The organism is Pseudomonas sp. LBUM1655, from assembly GCF_059716085.1.
The window spans coordinates 5,260,001-5,276,464 of the sequence record NZ_CP166801.1 but is presented as its reverse complement, the minus strand read 5'-3'; the positions used below and the strand labels follow the sequence as shown (position 1 = coordinate 5,276,464).

General features: G+C 58.6%; 17 protein-coding genes (1 of these 17 running past the window's edge). 12 read left to right on the top strand and 5 right to left on the bottom strand.

What is annotated here, in order from left to right:
• Nucleotides 1-8 precede the first annotated feature (8 nt).
• Genes ACA074_RS23630 through ACA074_RS23620 form a run of 3 tightly spaced genes read left to right on the top strand, consistent with a single transcriptional unit; the run spans nt 9 to nt 2,632 of the window.
• Nucleotides 9-992: a FecCD family ABC transporter permease gene (locus ACA074_RS23630; RefSeq protein WP_497618299.1), complete on the top strand. Its 984-nt coding sequence runs from the start codon at nt 9-11 to the stop codon at nt 990-992.
• Nucleotides 992-1,759, top strand: coding sequence for a heme ABC transporter ATP-binding protein (locus ACA074_RS23625; RefSeq protein WP_497677910.1), 768 nt, complete (start codon nt 992-994; stop codon nt 1,757-1,759). Before ACA074_RS23630 ends, ACA074_RS23625 begins: the two co-directional genes overlap by 1 nt.
• Before the next feature lie 21 nt (nt 1,760-1,780).
• The gene (locus ACA074_RS23620; protein WP_497677909.1) at nt 1,781-2,632 is read left to right on the top strand and encodes a ChaN family lipoprotein; all 852 of its coding nucleotides are present in this window, start codon (nt 1,781-1,783) and stop codon (nt 2,630-2,632) included.
• Between the two features lie 226 nt (nt 2,633-2,858).
• On the opposite strand, the gene ACA074_RS23615 is transcribed toward ACA074_RS23620, so the two are convergent.
• From ACA074_RS23615 to ACA074_RS23600, 4 genes are all read right to left on the bottom strand, one after another.
• Nucleotides 2,859-3,659, bottom strand: a complete 801-nt coding sequence (locus ACA074_RS23615) for a Crp/Fnr family transcriptional regulator (RefSeq protein ID WP_497677908.1) — start codon at nt 3,657-3,659, stop codon at nt 2,859-2,861.
• 16 nt (nt 3,660-3,675) lie between these two features.
• Nucleotides 3,676-3,948 (bottom strand): TfoX/Sxy family protein, encoded by a 273-nt coding sequence (locus tag ACA074_RS23610; RefSeq protein ID WP_003228231.1) that lies wholly within the window; start codon nt 3,946-3,948, stop codon nt 3,676-3,678.
• Nucleotides 3,949-4,177: 229 nt separating this feature from the next.
• Nucleotides 4,178-4,522 carry a pentapeptide repeat-containing protein gene (locus tag ACA074_RS23605; RefSeq protein WP_007909940.1) on the bottom strand — a complete coding sequence of 115 codons (345 nt, stop codon included), beginning with the start codon at nt 4,520-4,522 and terminating at the stop codon, nt 4,178-4,180.
• 91 nt (nt 4,523-4,613) lie between these two features.
• The gene (locus ACA074_RS23600) at nt 4,614-6,170 is read right to left on the bottom strand and encodes a bifunctional aminoglycoside phosphotransferase/ATP-binding protein (RefSeq protein ID WP_401268423.1); all 1,557 of its coding nucleotides are present in this window, start codon (nt 6,168-6,170) and stop codon (nt 4,614-4,616) included.
• A 118-nt stretch (nt 6,171-6,288) separates the two neighbouring features.
• On the opposite strand from ACA074_RS23600, the gene mrcB reads away from it, so the two are divergent.
• From mrcB to ACA074_RS23585, 3 genes are read left to right on the top strand one after another with little or no spacing between them, the layout of a single operon-like run.
• Nucleotides 6,289-8,613, top strand: coding sequence for a penicillin-binding protein 1B (mrcB, locus tag ACA074_RS23595; protein ID WP_497677907.1), 2,325 nt, complete (start codon nt 6,289-6,291; stop codon nt 8,611-8,613).
• Between the two features lie 16 nt (nt 8,614-8,629).
• Nucleotides 8,630-9,379, top strand: coding sequence for a tetratricopeptide repeat protein (locus ACA074_RS23590; RefSeq protein ID WP_187679251.1), 750 nt, complete (start codon nt 8,630-8,632; stop codon nt 9,377-9,379).
• A complete protein-coding gene (locus ACA074_RS23585) occupies nt 9,379-9,714 on the top strand; it encodes a YqcC family protein (RefSeq protein ID WP_187679252.1) in 336 nt (111 codons plus the stop codon). Before ACA074_RS23590 ends, ACA074_RS23585 begins: the two co-directional genes overlap by 1 nt.
• Before the next feature lie 18 nt (nt 9,715-9,732).
• Here ACA074_RS23585 and ACA074_RS23580 read toward each other — a convergent pair whose 3' ends face one another.
• Nucleotides 9,733-10,149 (bottom strand): DUF4124 domain-containing protein, encoded by a 417-nt coding sequence (locus tag ACA074_RS23580; protein WP_497677906.1) that lies wholly within the window; start codon nt 10,147-10,149, stop codon nt 9,733-9,735.
• Nucleotides 10,150-10,549: 400 nt separating this feature from the next.
• On the opposite strand from ACA074_RS23580, the gene ACA074_RS23575 reads away from it, so the two are divergent.
• The 6 genes from ACA074_RS23575 to msrQ form a co-directional block, all read left to right on the top strand.
• Nucleotides 10,550-12,274 (top strand): acetolactate synthase 3 large subunit, encoded by a 1,725-nt coding sequence (locus ACA074_RS23575; protein WP_489881363.1) that lies wholly within the window; start codon nt 10,550-10,552, stop codon nt 12,272-12,274.
• A 2-nt stretch (nt 12,275-12,276) separates the two neighbouring features.
• Nucleotides 12,277-12,768 carry an acetolactate synthase small subunit gene (gene ilvN, locus ACA074_RS23570; RefSeq protein WP_003176102.1) on the top strand — a complete coding sequence of 164 codons (492 nt, stop codon included), beginning with the start codon at nt 12,277-12,279 and terminating at the stop codon, nt 12,766-12,768.
• Between the two features lie 48 nt (nt 12,769-12,816).
• A complete protein-coding gene (gene ilvC / locus ACA074_RS23565) occupies nt 12,817-13,833 on the top strand; it encodes a ketol-acid reductoisomerase (protein WP_003228216.1) in 1,017 nt (338 codons plus the stop codon).
• A 147-nt stretch (nt 13,834-13,980) separates the two neighbouring features.
• On the top strand, nt 13,981-14,838 hold the full coding sequence (gene pssA / locus ACA074_RS23560; RefSeq protein WP_187679255.1) for a CDP-diacylglycerol--serine O-phosphatidyltransferase: 858 nt from the start codon (nt 13,981-13,983) through the stop codon (nt 14,836-14,838).
• A 63-nt stretch (nt 14,839-14,901) separates the two neighbouring features.
• Nucleotides 14,902-15,915 carry a protein-methionine-sulfoxide reductase catalytic subunit MsrP gene (msrP, locus tag ACA074_RS23555; protein ID WP_497615362.1) on the top strand — a complete coding sequence of 338 codons (1,014 nt, stop codon included), beginning with the start codon at nt 14,902-14,904 and terminating at the stop codon, nt 15,913-15,915.
• Nucleotides 15,915-16,464, top strand: the 5' portion of a protein-coding gene (msrQ, locus tag ACA074_RS23550; protein ID WP_187679257.1) for a protein-methionine-sulfoxide reductase heme-binding subunit MsrQ. Its footprint extends 74 nt past the window's final position; 550 of the gene's 624 nt are visible here — the first part of the coding sequence; it begins with the start codon at nt 15,915-15,917; the stop codon falls past the right edge of the window. The genes msrP and msrQ overlap by 1 nt, the downstream gene beginning before the upstream one ends.

Below are 16,464 nucleotides of genomic sequence, written 5' to 3'. Positions count from 1 at the left end.
TCCTGTGTCTGCTGGCAATCTGGTTGTCGCTGGCGCTGGGGCCGGTCAGCCTGCCGTTGTTCGATACGTTGCGTGCGGCGTTGCGCCTGATTGGCGTACCGCTGGCTCCGGAAGGGCTGGAGCAGGCTGAGCTGATTCTCGGACAGATTCGTCTGCCGCGAACGTTGCTCGGGTTGGCGGTCGGCGGTGTACTGGCCTTGTCCGGTGTGGCGATGCAGGGATTGTTTCGTAATCCTTTGGCGGATCCGGGGCTGGTCGGGGTTTCCAGTGGCGCGGCGTTGGGCGCGGCAATTGCGATTGTCGGCGGCTCGTTTTTTGGCGGCTTGCCGGAGTGGTTCGGGCCTTATCTGTTATCGGTGTGCGCGTTCCTCGGTGGGCTCGGGGTGACGGCGCTGGTTTATCGCCTCGGCCGGCGCAACGGGCAAACCCATGTCGCGACCATGCTGCTGGCGGGGATCGCGCTGACCGCGCTGGCCAGTTCGGCGGTCGGACTGTTCACCTATCTGGCGGACGATGCGACTTTGCGCACGCTGACCTTCTGGAACCTCGGCAGTCTCAATGGCGCCAGTTATGCGCGGTTGTGGCCATTGCTGATCATCAGCGCCGGCGTTGCCCTGTGGTTGCCGCGCCGGGCGAAAGCGCTGAATGCCTTGCTGCTCGGCGAGTCCGAGGCCGGGCATTTGGGGGTTGATGTCGAACGGCTCAAGCGTGAATTGGTGTTTTGTACGGCGCTGGGTGTCGGCGCAGCAGTGGCGGCAGCGGGGATGATCGGCTTCGTTGGGCTGGTGGTGCCGCATCTGGTGCGCTTGCTCGCAGGTCCCGATCATCGAGTATTGCTGCCGGCCTCGGTGTTGGCCGGGGCTAGTCTGTTGTTGCTGGCTGATCTGGTGGCGCGTCTGGCGCTGGCACCGGCGGAATTGCCGATCGGGATCGTCACGGCGTTTATCGGCGCGCCGTTCTTCCTTTATTTGCTGCTGCGAGGGCGTGCCTGATGTTGCGTGCGCAAAATCTGCATATCCGTCGCGGCCGCAAGACTGTTCTCAGCGAGGTCACCCTGCAACTCGAACCGGGCGAAGTGCTCGGCGTGCTGGGGCCGAACGGCGCCGGTAAAAGTACTTTGCTTGGTGCCTTATGCGGTGAACTGGCGCCAAGTGAAGGCGAGGTCTCGCTTGATGGCAAGTCGTTGGCACATTGGACGGGCACGCAGCGCGCTCGACGATTGGCCGTGTTACCGCAGGTTTCGACCCTTGATTTCGCCTTTCGCGTTGAAGAAGTGGTCGGCATGGGGCGTTTGCCTTATCAAAGCGGTCGAGTGCGTGATGACGAGATTGTCGCCGCAGCATTGGCGGCGGCGGATGCCGGGCATCTGAGCGGGCGCAGCTATCTGGCATTGTCGGGCGGTGAGCGCCAGCGCGTGCATCTGGCGCGGGTGCTGGCGCAACTCTGGCCGGGGCAGGTCGGGCAGACATTGCTGCTGGATGAGCCGACGTCGATGCTTGATCCGCTGCATCAACACACGACTTTGCAGGCCGTACGCGAGTTTGCCGATCGCGGCGCGGCAGTGATGGTGATCCTGCATGATCTGAATCTGGCTGCGCGTTATTGTGATCGCGTGTTGCTGCTTGAGGGCGGACGACCGGTTGCGCTGGACACGCCGCAGCAAGTGTTGCGGCCGGACCTGCTCAAAGCCGTGTTCGGTCTCGAAGTATTGGTGCAGCCGCACCCGGAGCGTGGGCATCCGCTGATCATCGCCCGCTGACTTTCTCATTGAGGTGATTGCATGCGAGGAATGTGGCTGTTGGCGGTGTTGTTGCTCGCGGGGTGTCAGCATGTTGCCGCGCCACCGCCAGTCAGTGGCGAGATTCGTGACCTGCACAGCGGTCAGGTGCTGACCGCGCAGCAACTGCTCACACGTCTTGCTGAACTGCAGCGGCTGATCATCGGCGAGCAGCATGACAACGCCGATCACCACGCCGCGCAGTTATGGCTTTTGCAGTCTCTTGGCGAACAGCGGCCGCAGGGCAGCCTGTTGTTGGAAATGCTCGCGCCGGATCAGCAGCCGAAGGTTGATGCGCTACGCCAGTCTGCGTCTCAGCCCGACACCCTTCCTGACGCATTGGCCTGGCAGGAGGGTTGGGACTGGAGTCTCTATGGGCCGATTGTTCGCTTCGCCCTCACACAGCCGTATCCGTTGCTGGCGGCGAATCTGGATAACAACGAAATCCGCAGCTTTTATCGCAATCCATCCGTTATGCCGGGGGAGCGCAGCAATGCTCAATCGGTGAAAACTGTTTTGCTGGAGCAGATCAGCGATTCCCACTGTGGCCTGCTGCCTGAGTCGCAGATGCCGGCGATGCTGGCGGTTCAGCAACAACGCGATCGGCGCATGGCCGAGCGTTTATTGGCTGCGCCCACACCGTCGTTGCTGCTGGCGGGTGCCTGGCATGCACGCAAGGATGTCGGGGTGCCGCTGCATGTTGTGGATCTGGGCGCTACCCAGGCTCCTGCAGTGCTGATGCTGGCGGAGCAGGGCGCCGAGGTTACGTCGGCGATGGCCGATTACGTCTGGTACACCCCGGCCATGCCCAAGCGTGATTACTGCGAAGAAATGCGCAAACAGTTCGGCAAGTGACTTTTCCACAGGCAAAAAAAGACCCGGTAAAAACCGGGTCAAATAACCGTGATTAGCCTGATGAGGAGATAATCTGAGAGTCCGAACCAAGGGCTTTTCAGAATATCGACTGATCTCGCGACCAGTTGTGATAATCATAGCGATTCTCATTACCGAGTCAACCTCTGTTTTTTCATTTGCCTGATTTAATCTCGGGATTGGCCGGAATGCCCCGGAAAACGGGGACTTAAAACTGGGTTTTGACCGCAGTCAGTTGAGTGATCTGGCCGTTGAGCTGGCTGATGCGCCGCGCCATGCTTTCGATCAGGCTGTGGGCGATCTTCGGATTGCTGCGGGTCATGCTCAAAAACTGATCACCGGGAATCAGCATCACCGTGCTCGAATCACGAGCAATTACTGTGGCATTTCGTGGCTCCCCGGTGAACACCGCCATGGCTCCAAAAATCTCATCCTTGGGCACTTCGCCGACCTTATGTCCATCGACAAAGGCTTCGGCATGCCCGTCGATGATGACAAACACGTGATCGGCGGCATCGCCCTGGTGGATCAGCACTTCACCGGCCTCGACCCGTTTGAAACCGTTGGTACTGCGAAACTCCCGCGGTTTCAGTTCGGCCACGGCGTGGGCGAGGAGTGCCATTTGGCCCAGCAGGTACTCGAGAAATTGGTTCGCCCGGTTGGCGTCAGCGTACAAATGCCCGAACACATCGCTGCGGCGATAGGGCAACAAGCGCAACGGTCCTTCACTGCACAGACGGCAATCGCCCCATGCATCGCCCTGTTGTAGGCCGATCAAGTCACCTTCCTGCCAATAGAAAAGTGCTCGTGCACCGACGTACCCGTTGATTACACCTTCCGTCAGCAGAAACAACTGATCGCCGGGCAACTGTGCCATCAAGTCATCGGTCGTCTCCAGTTCAATCACCGGGCCGCACGGCACGAGGTCTTCCAGCCACTGCGCAGGAAAATTCTGCAAACGGTTGATCACTGAGTCGGCAAATGCCGATTGTTCCCCAAGCAGGTACATGACGGTCAGCGCCCGTTCAGTTCTTGTGACGTGAGGAAATGGCTTCGAGTTGCTTGTTCAAGGCGTCCTTGCGCTCGGCGGGGATGTCGTTCCAGTGAACATCCATCAATGCGCCTTCGATCGCATACAACAACACCTTCGATGCGCGAAACCCGCGGGTACGCACGGCCCGGTAGGCGTCCACCGCGCCCAGGCGACGCAAGTCCGAGGCGCTGTGGATGCCCACGGCATGCAGCCATTGCGCCGACGTCTTGCCAAGATTCTTCAGGTGTTGCAGTTCATCATTCATCAAGCCTCCTTGCGACGGCCGAATGGTGCGTGGGGCGAGCTTCTCAGGAGTGTAGCCATCAGTAGGAAAAGCGTGGTTGTTTGGTCGGATTCAACGCAAACGCTTCTAAGAACGGTCGCAATTTTCAGCAGGATAGGCGGGCGGGGAGGGATGCCATGGCGCGGGAAAAATCCGCGCAGCAAGCAGTCCAGCGCAAAGCGGGGGCGCTGGACACATCAGGCAGAAGCGTTTAGCGAGTGCGATAACGCAGGCGTGTACCGAAGTTCATCGACATCAGAATCTCGTCAGCGCTCAGCTCCGGCGGAAAGTACGCACCGGAAATCTGTGCGTGGGCCAGGCTTGCACCTTCCAGCGATGCGTTGCGGAAATCAATGCCACGCAAATCGGCGGAACGGAAATACGCGTCCCGGAAATCCACGCCATCGGCGTTCAGTTCACGCAGGTCGAGGCCACGGAAGTCGCCGCCGACCATATCGATCGGCCCGTCTTGCGGGCGTTCCTTGTTGAAACCTGTGATGTCATCTTTGTGCAGCAAGGCATACAGCGGGGTATCGAGAAGTTTCGGCTGGCTCATGTCACATCACCTGTTGGTTTTATGGCGCCAGTATAGTGCCACTATTTGACGGCCGTGAAGCCGGCGAGGGCTTCACGGCCGAAATAGTTTCTTACAGGCCTGGCAGGCGTTGGCGGATTTGCGCGACCACGGTGTCCAGTGTGCCGGATTCATTGGTCTGCACGCGTTTGCTGCGCAGGATTTCTTCCGGCGTCAGCGCTTCGCGATTGGCCTGCTGAGCTTCGATCACTGCCAGCGTGGCGTCGGACGGATCCTGTTTGTCTGCCTGACGAATCGCCAGCCAGCTCTCGATCACCGCTTGCGGCGCGTTGCAGTCGAGAATCAGGAACGGAGTGCCGGTGGCTTCGGCGACTTGAGCCGCGCTGTCACGTTGCTCGCGCTTGAGGTAAGTGGCGTCAATCACCACCGGGAAACCGGCGTGCAGGATCACGTCAGCGATTTCATGCAGGCGCGCGTAGGTCTTGGCGCTGGCGTCGGCACTATAAATGCCGGCCTGTACATCATTGGCGACGGTTTGCTCGCCGAACAGACGCTTGCGCTCAACATCGGAGCGCAGGCGGATCGCCCCCAGCGCTTCGACCAGACGCATGGCCACGTGGCTCTTGCCGACAGCGGAAACGCCGTGGGTGATCGCCATGAAGCGCGAAGGAATGGTGCTGTAGCTTTCCGCCAGGTTGGCGTAGTTGCGGTACTGGCGCAGGGTGGTGGCGCGCTGCACCGGGGTCGCGTCTGCCGGCATGCTGAACAGCGCTACTTTTGCGCGAACCAGTGCGCGGTAGGCTTTATAGAAGTTCAGCACTTCCAGGCCTTGATAGTCGCCAGTCAGTTCCAGGTATTGGCTGATGAAGCGGCGGGCCAGGGATTTCAGGCCGCGATCTTCCAGGTCCATTGCCAGGAAACCGGTGTCGGCCCAGACGTCAGTGAAGCGGAACGGTTCGTTGAATTCGATGCAGTCGAAGATCACCACTTTGCCGTCAATGACAGTAGCGTTACCCAAGTGAATATCGCCGTGGCACTCGCGGGTGAAGCCTTCGGCCTTGCGCTGGGCGAACAGTGGCTTGAGACGCGCAAAGCTGCTTTCGGCCCAGGCTTTCAGGGCTTCAAGTTGCAGCAGGTCATTTTTGTCGCTGAGGAACGGCAGGATCTGTTCGAAGTTTTGCGATACCGGCGCCATCACGCTGTCCGGGGTGCCGGCGTCGTGCTCGGCCGGGACTTTTGGGGCGGTGAGGTGGAAATGGGCGATCTGCTCGGCCATTTCATCGATGTGCTGGGTGGTCAGCTCGCCATTGGCTTGCAAGGTGCTGAGCAAACCGGTCTGCGGGAACTGACGCATTTTCAGCACGTATTCGATAGCCGGGCCGTCGCCGCCCAGTTGTGGGGCTTCGACGCTGCCGGTGACAGGCAACACCTCCAGATACAAATCGTCGGTCAGGCGCTGGTTCAGACGCAGTTCTTCGCCGCAAAAGTGTCCGCGTTGTTCGAGATTGGTGAAGTCGAGGAAGCCGAAATTCACGGGCTTCTTCACTTTATAAGCAAAGGGACCGGTGAGGATCACCCACGAGATATGGGTTTCGATGACCTGGAACCCTTCGACGGGGTGCGGGTAGAGGGCCGGGTTTTGCAGGGCAGCGATCAGTGACTGGCTCACGGGCGATCCTTCAGAGACTGGGGGAAATTCGAGGTCGCCATTATGGCCGCTCGCCAGCCCGACGCAAACCTCGGAGCGCTCCTGTTGAGTATGAATAAAGTGCGTATAATCCGCCGCCATGACTCGAACTCGATCCCCCCGCACTCCTAAAAAACCACCTGCCAAGGGCCTGCGCCCATGGTTGGGTTGGGCCATTAAACTCAGTCTGGTCGGCCTTGTGGTGCTGGCCGGCTTCGCCGTTTACCTCGATGCCGTGGTGCAGGAGAAGTTCTCCGGCAAGCGCTGGACCATCCCGGCCAAGGTCTACGCGCGCCCGCTTGAGCTGTTCGTCGGACAAAAGCTCAGCAAGGACGATTTCCTCACCGAACTCGATGCCCTCGGCTACCGCCGCGAAGCCGTGAGCAATGGCCCTGGCGCCGCTGCCGTCAGCGGCAACACCGTCGATCTGAATACCCGTGGCTTCCAGTTCTATGAAGGTCTGGAGAAAGCGCAGCCGGTGCGCGTGCGCTTCTCGGGCGATTATGTCGCCGAGCTTTCAGCCACCAATGGCTCCAAGCTGTCAGTGGTGCGCCTGGAACCGGTGTTGATCGGCGGGATTTATCCGAAGAATCTTGAAGACCGCATTCTGATCAAACTCGATCAAGTGCCGCCATATCTGCTGGAAACCCTGGTTGCGGTTGAGGATCGGGATTTCTACAGTCACTGGGGCGTGTCGCCGAAGTCGATTGCCCGCGCCATCTGGGTCAACACGTCCGGCGGCAAGATGACCCAGGGCGGCAGTACGCTGACCCAGCAGTTGGTGAAAAACTTCTACCTCACCAACGAACGCAGCCTGTCCCGCAAGCTTACCGAAGCGATGATGGCGATGCTGCTGGAGCTGCATTACGACAAGAAGGAAATTCTTGAGGCCTACCTCAACGAAGTCTTCGTCGGACAGGACGGCCAACGCGCGGTGCACGGTTTCGGTCTGGCCAGTCAGTTCTTCTTCGGTCAGCCTCTGTCCGAGTTGAAGCTGCATCAAGTCGCGATGCTGGTGGGAATGGTCAAAGGCCCGTCCTATTACAACCCGCGGCGCAATCCCGAGCGTGCGCTGGAACGTCGTAATCTGGTGCTCGATGTGCTTGAGCAACAAGGCGTCGCAACGGCGGAGCAGGTCGAAGCAGCGAAGAAAATGCCACTGGGTGTGACCACTCGCGGCAAGCTGGCCGACAGCTCGTTCCCGGGCTTTATCGATCTGGTCAAACGCCAGTTGCGTGAAGACTACCGCGACGAAGACTTGACCGAAGAAGGTCTGCGGATCTTCACCAGTTTCGACCCGATTCTGCAGATGAAAGCCGAGGCGTCGGTCAACGACACCTTTAAGCGTCTGTCCGGGCGCAAAGGCTCCGATGACGTTGAAGCGGCGATGGTCGTGACCAATCCGGAAACCGGCGAAGTCCAGGCGATGATCGGCAGCCGACAGGCAAGCTATGCCGGCTTCAACCGGGCACTGGATGCGGTACGACCGATCGGCTCGTTGATCAAGCCGGCGGTGTATCTCACTGCGCTGGAAAAACCGAGCCAATACACCCTGACCAGTTGGTTGTCGGATGATCCGTTGTCGGTCAAGGGGGCGAACGGTCAAGTGTGGAAACCACAGAACTACGATCGTCGTTCCCACGGCACTGTGTTCCTCTATCAGGGCCTGGCGCATTCCTACAACCTGTCGACCTCGCGTCTGGGCCTGGAAGTGGGCGTGCCCAATGTCCTCAAGACGCTGGGGCGCCTGGGTGTGACGCGCGAGTTTCCGGCATTCCCGTCGATGTTGCTGGGTGCCGGCGGCATGACCCCGATCGAAGTGGCGACCATGTATCAGACCCTCGCCAACGGTGGTTTCAATACGCCGATGCGCGGGATTCGCAGTGTGCTGACCGCCGAAGGCGAGCCGCTCAAGCGTTATCCGTTCCAGATTCAGCAGCGTTTCGATCCGGCGTCCATTTACCTGATCCAGAACGCCATGCAGCGGGTCATGCGTGAAGGCACCGGCAGCTCGGTTTACAACGTGCTGCCCAAGACCCTGACACTGGCCGGCAAGACCGGTACCAGTAACGACTCGCGTGACAGCTGGTTCGCCGGTTTCAGTCAGGATCTGCTGGCGGTGGTCTGGCTGGGACGCGATGACAACGGCAAGACGCCATTCACTGGTGCTACCGGTGCGTTGCAGGTCTGGACAAGTTTCATGCGCAAGGCTGACCCGCTGCCGCTGGACATGCCACAGCCGGACAACATCGTCCAGGCGTGGGTCGATTCGCGTACCGGGCAAGGCTCTGATGCCAACTGCCCGGGGGCGGTGCAGATGCCGTATGTTCGCGGCAGCGAACCACCACCCGGCGCTGCCTGTGCAAGCGAAACGCCTGCTTCCGGCGAGTCGGTGATGGATTGGGTCAAGGGCTGGATGAATTAAGCAAAGAGGGTTTCAAGTGAACAAGTGGTTGATTCCAGCGGTGACTGCCGTGGCTTTGCTCAGCGGCTGCTCTACCGTACAGCGTGGTTCGATTCCGGTGGTTGATTCGGGCACGGCTGTGTCCAACAGCGAACGTATTTCGGCCAATGGCGGCTTCCGTCAAACCACGGTCAAGCGTCCTGCGCAGGGCCAGACTCAGGCCATACCGCAAGGTGATACTGGCGTTGTGGTGATGGTGCCGGGCGGCGGCGCGGCAACATCGGCGCCGATCAGCTCTTCGCCAATCGTGCCGGGCCCGGCATCCGGCGGCATCACGCCGGGGCCGTACAACCCTTCGCCAGTCGAGTCGGCACCGATCAACTCCGGCAGCTACAGCATGCCTTCGACGCCGAGCGGCATTCCTTCGGCCAGCAGCGGCGGCGGTCTGTCGGCGGACGAGCAACTGGACGGTCCGGTACTCGCCTTGCTGACGACTGCCCAACAGCAACAGGCCGGTGGCGACCTCAATGGTGCGTCGTCCAGCCTGGAGCGCGCGCAGCGTGTTGCCCCGCGTGAGCCGCAAGTGCTTTATCGCCTGGCGCAGGTGCGTATGGCCCAAGGCGATGCGCCGCAAGCCGAGCAGTTTGCCCGTCGTGCACTGACCATGGCCAACGGCCGTCCGGACTTGCAGGCCAGCCTGTGGGAAATCATCGCTCAGTCCCGTGAGAAACAAGGTGATTCCGCCGGCGCTGCGCAGGCTCGCCAGAAGGCCAAGGTTTCGTTGTGATGGATAGTCGTTTCCCGAAAATCGCCGATCAGCTGTTGCTGATTGAGCGTGAGCTGCGCACGCAGGGGTGGTGGGATGAAGTTCAGCCGTCGGTAGAAGCCTTGAGCAGCGTCGAGCCATTCTCGGTCGACACGCTGGACTTCGAGCAGTGGCTGCAATGGATCTTTCTGCCTCGGATGAAGATGATCCTCGAGCAGGATCTGCCTTTGCCGAACGCCTCGGGCATTCAGGAAATGGCTGAAATGGTCTTCGCCCAGCGCAATATGCAGGGCAAGGATCGGCAGCTTCAGTTATTGCTCAAACAGTTTGATCAGTTGATTACTGCTTCGCGCTGAACCGGAAGCTGCCAGTTGTTACTGGCAGTTTTCCGCAATCTGCTTCTGCGCTTCGACGATGCGCTCCTGACGTTGTGCATCGCTCAGCCGCCGCAATTCCCCCTCAACTTCCTCCCGCAAACGCGGATTGTTGTGCAATTGCGCAAGATTCGTACGTGCCTGCTCGCAAAACGCCTTGAGCTGCGCTTGTTGATCGGCGACTTGCTTCTTGACCTTGTCGTCGATGGCTTTCTGATCGCCCATCACGCCGCCACCTGGCATCGGCGCCGGTTTTGCCGCAGGCGAGGATGGCGTCTGCAGGGTAGTGGACGGCTGGCCTTGGGGAGGTTGTGCATCAAAGTGAGTGACACCTTGGGCATCGACCCATTTGTAGATCTGAGCGGCCGTGCACCATGGGGTGAGGCCGATCAGCAGGGTTAACAGAAGCATTCGCATGCTGATTCCTTGGCAAAATTGCGCAATTGACACTAACAGAGTAGCTGTTTTCAGGTTTTTTCTTGCGTTCTCATGTGCTTACCCACAATTAAGCACATAGACGGCTTGACTTGGAGAGGGCGAAACAGAAGAATCCAAAGTCCGCTGTAGAGGGACTGCCAGAAGCAGACCCACTCGGTAGATCATGAGGCGCACATCCGCGCCGACCTGTTACACCCGCAACGCGTTACCTCGCGCTGGGTGGGAAAGGCCCGCAACACTTGGGACGATCCCAATACTTGCTCAGTCAGTGCTGACGTAGTCGGCGACCACCGTCGCTCATGCTCTGCCGAGAAGTAAACCTATTAAGACCCGTCCCATTTTTCGTGGGCGGTATTCTGGCGTTTTAGAGGTGAACAACGTGGAGCTTTTATCTGGCGGTGAGATGCTCGTCCGCTTCTTGCGTGACGAAGGCGTCAAATATATCTACGGGTACCCGGGTGGTGCTCTCCTGCATGTTTACGATGCCCTGTTCAAAGAGCCGGAAGTGACTCACATCCTGGTTCGTCACGAGCAAGCGGCTACCCATATGGCTGACGGCTACGCCCGTGCCACCGGTAAAGCCGGCGTGGTATTGGTGACTTCCGGTCCAGGCGCCACAAACGCCATCACCGGTATTGCCACCGCCTATATGGATTCGATTCCAATGGTGATCATTTCCGGTCAGGTGCCTAGCACCATGGTCGGCACCGACGCGTTCCAGGAAACCGACATGATCGGTATCTCCCGGCCGATCGTGAAGCACAGCTTCATGATCAAGCACGCTTCGGAAATCCCGGAAGTCATGAAGAAGGCCTTCTACCTGGCGCAATCCGGTCGTCCGGGTCCGGTCGTGGTCGATATTCCGAAAGACATGACCAACCCGGCCGAGAAGTTCGAATACATCTTCCCGAAGAAAGCCAAGCTGCGCTCCTACAGCCCGGCCGTTCGCGGTCACTCGGGGCAAATCCGCAAGGCGGCAGAAATGCTCCTGGCGGCCAAGCGCCCTGTGCTGTACTCCGGTGGCGGCGTGATCCTGGGCAACGGTTCCGCACCGCTGACCGAACTGGCGAAAATGCTCAACCTGCCAGTGACCAACACGCTGATGGGCCTGGGCGGCTTCCCTGGCACCGATCGTCAGTTTATCGGCATGCTCGGCATGCACGGCAGCTACACCGCCAACCTGGCGATGCACCATGCCGACGTAATCCTGGCTGTCGGTGCGCGTTTCGACGATCGCGTGATCAACGGCGCGGCGAAGTTCTGCCCGAACGCCAAGATCATCCACATCGATATCGACCCGGCTTCGATCTCCAAGACCATCAAGGCTGACGTGCCTATCGTTGGTCCGGTGGAGAGCGTCCTGACCGAAATGGTCGCGATCCTCAAGGAAATCGGTGAGACCCCAAACAAGGAGTCTGTGGCCAGTTGGTGGAAGCAGGTTGATGAATGGCGTGGTGATCGCGGCCTGTTTCCTTACGACAAGGGCGACGGCAGCAAGATCAAGCCGCAGACCGTGATCGAAACCCTGTGCGAAGTGACCAAGGGCGATGCCTTTATCACCTCCGACGTGGGTCAGCACCAGATGTTCGCTGCGCAGTACTACACGTTCAACAAGCCTAACCGCTGGATCAACTCCGGTGGCCTGGGCACCATGGGCTTCGGTTTCCCGGCGGCCATGGGTATCAAGTTGAGCTTCCCGGAAGACGACGTTGCCTGCGTCACCGGTGAAGGCAGTATCCAGATGAACATCCAGGAACTGTCGACCTGCCTGCAATATGGCTTGCCAGTAAAAATCGTCATCCTGAACAACGGTGTTCTGGGGATGGTGCGTCAGTGGCAGGACATGAGCTACGGCAGCCGTCACTCGCACTCGTACATGGAATCGCTGCCTGACTTCGTCAAGTTGGCTGAAGCCTACGGTCACGTTGGCGTACGCATCACCGATTCGAAAGATTTGAAGTCGAAGATGGAAGAAGCGTTTGCCATGAAGGATCGCCTGGTCGTGATCGATATTTCGGTCGACACCAGCGAGCACGTCTACCCGATGCAGATCAAAGACGGCTCGATGCGCGATATGTGGCTGAGCAAGACGGAGCGTACTTAATCATGCGGCACATTATTTCCTTGCTTCTGGAAAACGAACCCGGCGCTCTGTCTCGCGTAGTCGGCCTGTTCTCGCAGCGCAACTACAACATCGAAAGCCTGACCGTGGCCCCGACCGAAGACCCGACCCTGTCGCGTCTGACGCTGACCACCGTTGGCCACGATGAAGTCATCGAGCAGATCACTAAAAACCTGAACAAGCTGATCGAAGTGGTCAAGCTGGTGGACCTGTCGGAAAGTGCTCATATCGAGCGCGAACTGATGCTGGTCAAGGTCAAGGCCACTGGCGCCCAGCGCGCCGAGATCAAACGCACCACCGATATTTACCGTGGACAGATCGTCGATGTCAGCGCCAGCGTGTATACCGTTCAATTGACCGGTACCAGCGACAAGCTCGACAGCTTCATTCAGTCCATTGGCACCGCATCGATTCTGGAAACCGTCCGCAGCGGCGTGACCGGCATTGCCCGCGGCGACAAAGTACTCAGCATCTAAACCAAATTAGCGAATGGCCTGAACGGCCTGGATATATAGGGGAAATTCATGAAAGTTTTCTACGATAAAGACTGCGACCTGTCGATCATCCAGGGCAAGAAAGTTGCCATCATCGGTTACGGTTCCCAGGGCCACGCCCAGGCGTGCAACCTGAAAGATTCCGGTGTCGACGTTACCGTTGGTCTGCGTAAAGGTTCGGCCACCGTTGCCAAAGCTGAAGCTCACGGCCTGAAAGTGACCGACGTTGCTTCCGCTGTTGCTGCTGCCGACCTGGTCATGATCCTGACACCGGACGAGTTCCAGTCCTCGCTGTACAAGAACGAAATCGAGCCGAACATCAAGAAAGGCGCCACCCTGGCCTTCTCCCACGGTTTCGCGATCCACTACAACCAGGTTGTTCCGCGTGCCGATCTCGACGTGATCATGATCGCGCCGAAAGCCCCGGGCCACACCGTGCGTTCCGAGTTCGTGAAGGGTGGTGGTATCCCTGACCTGATCGCGATCTACCAGGACGCTTCGGGCAACGCCAAAAACGTTGCACTGTCCTACGCTGCCGGTGTTGGCGGCGGTCGTACCGGCATCATCGAAACTACCTTCAAGGACGAGACTGAAACCGATCTGTTCGGCGAACAAGCCGTTCTGTGTGGCGGTACCGTTGAACTGGTCAAAGCCGGTTTCGAAACTCTGGTTGAAGCTGGCTACGCGCCGGAAATGGCCTACTTCGAGTGCCTGCACGAACTGAAACTGATCGTTGACCTCATGTACGAAGGCGGTATCGCCAACATGAACTACTCGATCTCCAACAACGCTGAGTACGGCGAGTACGTGACCGGTCCGGAAGTGATCAACGCCGAATCCCGTCAGGCCATGCGCAACGCCCTGAAACGTATTCAGGACGGCGAATACGCCAAAATGTTCATCAGCGAAGGCGCAACCGGCTACCCTTCGATGACCGCCAAGCGTCGTAACAACGCCGCTCACGGTATCGAAATCATCGGCGAGCAACTGCGCTCCATGATGCCGTGGATCGGTGCCAACAAGATCGTCGACAAAGCCAAAAACTAAGTCGTCGTCCCTTGTACGAAAAACGCGGCCTCGGCCGCGTTTTTTCGTTTGAGGCGGTGGTTCTGGTATAAAGCTGCATCGTTTGTGGCCGAACCGTCGTCCCAGACACCTGTCGAATTTTTTCCAAACCGTTGCAAGGTAATGTCCATGAGCGAACGTCCCGAAGAGCCGAACAAGGCTTCTGACGCCGAAAGCCTGCTGCCTATCGATGAACACATCGAAGAAGGGCACGACGCAGAAGGTCGTAAAGTCCGGCATCGTGGTATCTATCTGCTGCCGAATCTGTTCACCACTGCGAACCTGTTCGCAGGGTTCTACTCCATCATCAACTCGATGAGTGCCCAGGCTGCGTTAAGCGCCGGGGACTCGGTGAACGCGAGCAAGTATTTCGCCTTCGCTGCCATCGCTATTTTCGTCGCTATGGTGCTCGACGGCCTCGATGGTCGTGTTGCGCGCATGACCAATACGCAAAGCGCTTTCGGCGCCGAGTATGACTCGCTGTCCGACATGGTTGCTTTCGGCGTGGCACCGGCGCTGCTGGCCTTTGGCTGGGCGCTGGGTGATATGGGCAAGGTCGGCTGGATGGTCGCCTTCATCTATGTAGCGGGTGCGGCCCTGCGTCTGGCGCGCTTCAACACTCAGGTTGGCACTGCCGACAAGCGCTACTTCATCGGTCTGGCCAGTCCGGCAGCCGCCGGCGTGGTGGCGGGTATTGTCTGGGCGTTCAGCGATTACGGGATCCAGGGCTCGAAGATGTCGTTCCTGGTCGCGCTGATGGTGGCCGCTGCCGGCATGCTGATGGTCAGCAACATCAAGTACAACAGCTTCAAGGAGCTGGACTTGAAAGGGCGTGTGCCTTTCGTTGCGATTCTCGCGGTGGTGTTGGTGTTTGCCGTGGTCTTCAGCGATCCACCGCGCATTCTGCTGCTGGTGTTTCTCGCTTATGCGGCCTCCGGCCCAGTGCAATACCTCCTGCATCTTCGTCGCCACAAAAACGCCGAGTGATGTAATTTCCCGCATACTCCGCAGTCTATGGGTACATCTGTCCTCCAAAGCTGCGGAGTTGTCATGTTGATCAAAATCCCCAAAGCATCTGACTGCCATGAGTCGGATGTCACGTCTGAATCGATTTATCTCTCTCGTCGCCAATTGCTTGGAGCCACTGCCGCCGGTATCGCCGTCAGCAGCTTGCCGCGCTGGGCAAGTGCAGACGAAGCCGCTCGATATGCTGATGTCGAGGCGGGTAAAGCGCCAGCCTGGTTTACCGAGAAGCTTCCCTCTACTAAGTGGGGAGCGGTCAACGTCAAGGATGAGGCGATCACCCCTTATAAAGACGCGACTCACTACAACAACTTCTATGAGTTCGGTACTGACAAAGGTGACCCGGCGGCGAATGCCGGGACGCTGAAAACCGAACCCTGGAGTGTTGTGGTAGACGGGGAGGTGGGTAAGCCAGGGCGTTATGCGCTGGAAGACTTCATGAAGCCGTATCAGCTGGAAGAGCGCATCTATCGCCTGCGCTGCGTTGAAGCCTGGTCGATGGTTATTCCGTGGATCGGTTTTCCTATCTCGGCGCTGCTCAAGCAGGTCGAGCCTACCTCCAATGCCAAGTACATCCGTTTCGAAACGCTGCAGGATCCCAAGAGCATGCCAGGACAGCGCTCTGGTTTTGCCCTGATCGACTGGCCTTATGTAGAAGGCTTGCGTCTGGATGAGGCGATGAATCCATTGGCGATTCTGGCTGTGGGCATGTATGGCCGGGAATTGCCGAATCAGAATGGCGCACCGCTGCGTTTGGTTGTGCCTTGGAAGTATGGGTTCAAGAGCGTCAAATCCATCGTGCGGATCAGTTTAGTCAGCGAGCAGCCGAAGACGACATGGCAGAGTATTGCGGCGGATGAGTACGGGTTTTATGCGAACGTGAATCCTACAGTCGACCATCCGCGCTGGACGCAAGCACGGGAGCGCCGGTTGCCGAACAGCCTGTTCAAGCCGAATGTGCGCGATACCCAGATGTTCAACGGCTACTCGGATGAAGTTGCTTCTTTATATACAGGGCTCGATCTGCGGAAGAATTACTGATGCGATATCCGGTCTGGCGAGTGGGTGTTTTCATTGCAGCGGCGATCTGGCCTTTGCTGTGGTTTTATCAAGCCTTCGAAGATTTGCTTGGGCCGGATCCTGGCAAGGTCCTGGTTGATCGGCTCGGACTCGGGACGTTGGTGTTGTTGCTGATTACTTTGAGCATGACGCCTATGCAAAAATTGACCGGCTGGGCGGGGTGGATCGCAGTACGTCGGCAATTGGGGCTTTGGTGTTTTGCCTATGTGGTTCTACATCTATGTAGCTACATGGCATTTATTCTCGGGTTCGATTGGTCGCAGCTTGGCGTTGAGCTGCGTAAGCGGCCATACATTATTGTCGGTACATTAGGTTTTCTCGGGTTGCTGGCGTTGGCGGTGACTTCCAATCGTTACAGTCAACGCCGTCTAGGCGTGCGCTGGAAGAAGCTGCACCGTCTGGCCTATGTGATTCTGGGGCTGGGTTTGCTGCATATGCTTTGGATCGTGCGTGCTGATCTCCGAGAGTGGGCTATCTATGCCTTTATAGGTGCTCTGCTTCTTTTGCTGC